The sequence below is a fragment of the Ramlibacter sp. genome, from assembly GCF_029866045.1.
Classification (GTDB): domain Bacteria; phylum Pseudomonadota; class Gammaproteobacteria; order Burkholderiales; family Burkholderiaceae_C; genus Ramlibacter.
The window spans coordinates 1-5,162 of the sequence record NZ_JARXAB010000161.1; the positions used below are offsets into that span (position 1 = coordinate 1).

At 64.6% G+C, this 5,162-nt stretch carries 5 protein-coding genes and 1 pseudogene; 3 read left to right on the top strand and 3 right to left on the bottom strand.

What is annotated here, in order from left to right; all coding sequences use genetic code 11:
• Nucleotides 1–142 (top strand): annotated as a pseudogene (locus QE494_RS16190) (peptidase S16); the annotation flags it as partial.
• Nucleotides 143–176: 34 nt separating this feature from the next.
• Here QE494_RS16190 and QE494_RS16195 read toward each other — a convergent pair.
• From QE494_RS16195 to hisF, 3 genes are all read right to left on the bottom strand, one after another.
• Nucleotides 177–1,916 carry a nucleoside-diphosphate sugar epimerase/dehydratase gene (locus QE494_RS16195; RefSeq protein ID WP_300044959.1) on the bottom strand — a complete coding sequence of 580 codons (1,740 nt, stop codon included), beginning with the start codon at nt 1,914–1,916 and terminating at the stop codon, nt 177–179.
• A 78-nt stretch (nt 1,917–1,994) separates the two neighbouring features.
• The gene (gene hisH, locus QE494_RS16200) at nt 1,995–2,645 is read right to left on the bottom strand and encodes an imidazole glycerol phosphate synthase subunit HisH (protein ID WP_300044962.1); all 651 of its coding nucleotides are present in this window, start codon (nt 2,643–2,645) and stop codon (nt 1,995–1,997) included.
• Complete coding sequence (gene hisF / locus QE494_RS16205; protein WP_300044965.1) at nt 2,642–3,400, bottom strand: imidazole glycerol phosphate synthase subunit HisF; 759 nt, start codon at nt 3,398–3,400, stop codon at nt 2,642–2,644. Before hisF ends, hisH begins: the two co-directional genes overlap by 4 nt.
• 65 nt (nt 3,401–3,465) lie before the next feature.
• Here hisF and QE494_RS16210 point away from each other — a divergent pair, with 65 nt between their 5' ends.
• Complete coding sequence (locus QE494_RS16210; protein WP_300044967.1) at nt 3,466–4,476, top strand: NAD-dependent 4,6-dehydratase LegB; 1,011 nt, start codon at nt 3,466–3,468, stop codon at nt 4,474–4,476.
• On the top strand, nt 4,466–5,162 hold a 697-nt coding region (locus QE494_RS16215; RefSeq protein WP_300044969.1), incomplete at its 3' end, for an aminotransferase class I/II-fold pyridoxal phosphate-dependent enzyme. The genes QE494_RS16210 and QE494_RS16215, both read left to right, overlap by 11 nt.

Here is a 5,162-nt window from a genome sequence, read left to right on the forward strand (position 1 = left end):
CTGCGCCTGGGTGGCCAACCGGTGGTGCGAGCTGCTGCCTGTTCCCCTCGAGCTAAAGCAGCGCTTGATGGAGCTGGAGAACCCGCTGGTCAGACTGGAACTGGTGGGGGATGTGCTCGAGCGGACGGGGATTGGGCAGTAAGCTCAAATTGACACCGCGCAACATTGCCTGGAACCTAATGCACCGATTTGTACTCGAGCACGTGGCTACGTAGCCAGTCACGCAACCCAACCGTATCTGGCTCAGGACCAGCATTTTCGATCCAAGACAGAACTGCCTCTATATCGAGATCACTTCCACTGGATGTCTTTGCAATGCGCAGTTTGGGATGCGGGGTTGCCACACTCGTTTCATCGTTCGCCAGCAACTCCTCGTACAACTTTTCGCCGGGCCGCAGGCCCGTGTAGCTGATGGGTATCTCGTGCTCTGTCTTGCCCGAGAGGCGGATCATCATCTTCGCGAGGTCGACAATCTTAACTGGCTCTCCCATGTCCAGTACAAAAATCTGACCGGATTGGCCCATCAGCCCTGCCTGTAAGACCAGTTGCGCAGCTTCGGGAATCGTCATGAAGTAACGAACAATGTCCGGATGGGTAACGGTGATGGGTCCACCGCTAAGGATTTGCCGGGTGAACAGCGGCACCACTGAGCCACTGGAACCCAGCACGTTGCCAAAGCGCACCGACACGTACTGCGTCTGCGAATACTCTGTCGCCACGCCCTGCACCATGAGCTCGGCCAGCCGCTTGCTGGCGCCCATTACGTTGGTCGGATTGACGGCTTTATCGGTGGAGATCATCACAAAACGCCGAGCCCCGCATTCGCCGGCCACGCGCGCCGTGTTCAGCGTTCCAGCCACATTGGTGCGCACAGCCTCAATCTCGTTAAGGTACTCCATAAGCGGCACGTGCTTGTAGGCCGCCGCATGAAACACTACCGAGGGGCGGTGCTTGATTGCGATCGCCCGAAGCCGCTCGGGCTCCCGCACGTTGGCGGTGTAGTACGAGCCATGCATTTGAGGATGTGCTTCGCGCAGCTCCTGCTCAAGCTGGTAAATGGCGAACTCCGACAAATCCACACATACCAAGCGCTGTGCCCCGAAACGCGCGATATGGCGGCACAGCTCCGAGCCGATCGATCCGCCGGCGCCGGTGACCAGCACTGTCTGGCCTGAAAACAGATCGGCAAGGCCAGCGACGTCAAGTTGAATGGGAGCGCGGCCGAGGAGGTCTTCAAGCTCAAGCCTGCGCGGGCCGACCCCATCCGCTTTAAGCCACTCGTCCGGCCGCGGCACTGTAAGCAGCGCGATGCCTGTATCGGCAACTTGCAGCAGCATTTGTCGCCGGCTCTGGGAGCCAGGCGGGCTGGCCATCAGCAAGGCATGCACATCCATCGATTTGGCCACGCGGCCTATGTCGGCAGAAGTGCCCAATACCCGCACGGTCTGCAGTGAGCGACCGACCTCACCCGGTTGCGGCGACAGTATGCCCACCGCCTGCCAATGCGTAGAGCCCTTGAGCGCCCGAAGCGCGCCGGATGCCTCATGTAGCGACCCCAAGATCAACACCGGCTTACCGTGTCTCACACCCAGCCGCAGTTCTGCTAGCGTACGCCAGCCGGCGCGCACTGCCCCCATAAGCACCAAGGCGATTAGGGGTTGAAGCACCAGGACGGACCGAGGAAAGTTGGGCGTACGCAGCATGAGCACCCCAGCGGCCGTGAGCAATCCGCCGAGCACGATGCCAGTAGCAAGCTGCCGCAGCTCGGGAAGCCCGATATAGCTCCAAACCTGCCGGTACACGCGCACTGAGAGAAAGCCGAGAGCATACCCAAGCACGCACCACGGGCTCGCGACAAGGGCCAGCGGCACGAACTCATCGGGGATGTCCAAGTTGAACCGAAGCCAGAAGGCCATCCACCACGCCGCGAGCGCCAACACGAGGTCGGCCGCAAAAAGGAGCAGGGCAGAACGAGGTAACAGCACAGGTCGGCGTCAGAGGTCCAGGAACGACCGCAGGACGCTGAGGCCTTGCTCGCCGCTGCGCTCAGGGTGGAATTGACAGCCCCAAACGTTGTCACGCCCAACCGCAGCGCAGATGCGTACGCCGTCGTAGAGCGTCTCGGCAAGACGGTGAGCTTCATCAGCGGGAACCGGCGCAAAGGAATGCACAAAATACATGGACTCGCCCTCCCGCAAGTAAGCCAGCGGAGAATGCCCCCAACAAGGCCAAGCCGCCGGGCGGCTCAGGGCACTCCAGCCGATGTGCGGGATGCGGTGCGTGCCGCCGGCGGGCGTGGTCTCGGCCACCTGCTGCACCCGACCGGGGATGAGCCCCAGCCCCGGATGCTCGCCGAACTCCTCGCCGACCTCGAACAGCATCTGCGCGCCCACGCAAATGCCCAGGAACGGCCGACCGGTCGCGGCGAAACGCTTGACCAGGTCGTCGAAACCGCGCTGGCGCATCTCCTGCATGCCGCCGATGAAAGCGCCCACGCCAGGGAGCACCAGGCGGTCGGGCATCTCGCCGACTTGCGCGGCCTGCTCCACCACCGTCACGCTGGCACCGCATCGCTGCAGGGCGCGAACTACGTTCAGCAGATTGCCGATGCCGTAGTCAATGACGGTGACCGCCCGCGCGCTCACAGCCGCACCTCAAGCCCCGCCATGCGGGCCTCGGTTTTCAACGCAGGGATGGTTGCGCGCTTCCAGTGCAGCGCGTCGGCGATGGCCAGGCCCGACGCGCCGGCGTCGGCCGCCACGGCCAGGTCGGATGGGCAACCATAGCCGCCGCTGGCGATGATCGGAACCTTCACGCGGCTGGCCACGGTGCGTACCAGATCGGCATCGAAGCCCTTACGAGTGCCTTCCTGGTCTATCGACGTCAGGATGATTTCGCCGGCGCCCAGCGCCACGGCTTGTTGCACCCACTCGGCCACGTCAAGCCCCGTGTGCTCGCGGCCGTTGTCGGTGAACGCCTCCCATCCGCCGCAGGCGGGCTTGCGCTTGGCCTCGACCGATAGCACCATGCACTGCGAGCCGAAGCGCTGCGAGATCTCGGTGATCAGCGCCGGCCGCGCCACGGCGGCGGTGTTAATGGCCACCTTATCGGCGCCCGAGTGCAGCATGGTGCGCACGTCGTCCAGCGAGCGGATGCCCCCCCCCACGGTGATCGGCACGAATATCTGGTCGGCCGCGCGCTTGATGATCTCGGTGAGGTTGTTGCGCTGGTACAGACTGGCCACGATGTCCATGAAAACGAGCTCGTCCGCGCCCTGCCGGTAGTAGTCCAGGGCGAAGGCCTGCGGGTCGCCGACCACCCTCAGGCCCTCGAGGTGGATACCCTTGATGAGATTGGGGCCCTTAATGTCGAGTCGGGGGATGATGCGGATGCCAGCCAAAGCGGTTCTCGGGGGTCTCAGTTGCAAGGCCTGTATAGTACCTGCTTGAGAGTAGACCGTTTTACATGACACAGTTCCAGCACATCCTGGTCACCGGCGCCGAGGGCTTCATCGGTTCGCATCTCGTCGAAACCTTGGTCGCCCAGGGCCGTCGGGTACGCGCCATGGCCCTCTACAACTCCTTCGGCCGCTACGGCTGGCTGGACACCCTGCCGCTAGCCCCGCGGGCCAAGGTCGACCTGGTGATGGGCGATGTGCGCGACGCGTTTTCCGTGCGCGAAGCCATGCGGGACTGCGACGCGGTCATGCACCTGGCGGCGCTGATCGCCATCCCCTATTCCTACGCAGCGCCTTCGTCCTATGTGGACACCAACGTCACCGGCACCCTGCACGTGGTGCAGGCCGCCCGCGACCTGGGCATCGGCAAGGTGGTGCACACCTCCACGTCCGAAGTGTATGGCACGGCGCAGGCAGTGCCGATTCCGGAAACCCACCCGCTGGTGGGCCAGTCGCCCTACTCGGCCAGCAAGATCGGCGCCGACCAGATGGCGCACAGCTACTACCGCGCCTTCGGCACACCGGTGGCCACCGCCCGCCCGTTCAACACCTATGGCCCGCGCCAGAGCCTGCGCGCGGTGCTGCCCACCATCATGCTGCAGGCCCTGAGCGACGCGCCGTCTCTGAAGCTGGGCGCGCTCACGCCCACCCGGGACTTCAACTTCGTCACAGACACCGTGGACGGGCTGATCGCGGTGTTGGACAGCGACAAATCCGTTGGCGAGGTCATCAACCTGGGCAGCGGCTACGAAATCTCCATCGCCGATTCGGTGCGGCTGATAGCCGAGATCACCGGCAAGCCGCTGGAGGTGCAGACCGAGGACAGCCGCATCCGCCCCACCGCCAGCGAGGTCGAGCGCCTGGTCTGCGACCCCGCCAAGGCCCGGGCCTTGCTGGGCTGGCGCAGCGCCATGGCCGACCGCGAAGGTCTGAAGCTCGGCTTCACGCGCAGCCTGGAATGGTTCGCCGATCCCGATAACCGCGGCCATTACCAGGATGTGCAGCGCTATGTCGTCTGACATCATCGCCGCCATCTCGTCGGTCATCGGCGACGTGCCGCGGCCGGTGGCCCTGCACGAGCCGCTGTTCGCCGGTAACGAGAACGCCTACGTCAAGTCCTGCATCGACGAGGGCTGGGTGTCTTCGGTCGGCGCCTTCGTCAACCGTTTCGAGAAAGATCTCGCCGCCTTCTGCGGTGCGCCGCGCGCCGTGGTCGTCGTCAACGGCACCTGCGCGATTCACGCGGCCCTGATGGTCCTGGGCGTTCAGCACGGCGACGAAGTGATCATTCCCGCCCTCACCTTCGTGGCCACGGCCAACGCCGTAGTGCACGCCGGTGCCGTGCCGCATTTCGTGGACGTGGAGGAAACCTCGCTGGGCATGGACCCGCAGGCCCTGCTCGCCCACTTGGAACGGGTGGCCAGCCGCCAGGGCGGCCAGACGGTCAACAAGCTCACGGGCCGGCCCATCCGCGCCCTGATGCCCGTCCACATCTTCGGCCACCCTTGCCGGCTGGAAGAGCTCGCGGCCATCGCGCGCGAGTGGAACCTAGTGGTGGTCGAAGACGCCACCGAAGCCTTGGGCTCGACCCAGGACGGCCGGGCCGTTGGCAGCCGCCACACGGCCGTCTTCAGCTTCAACGGCAACAAGATGGTCACTACCGGAGGCGGAGGCGCCGTCACCACGCACGACGAGGAGCTGTACC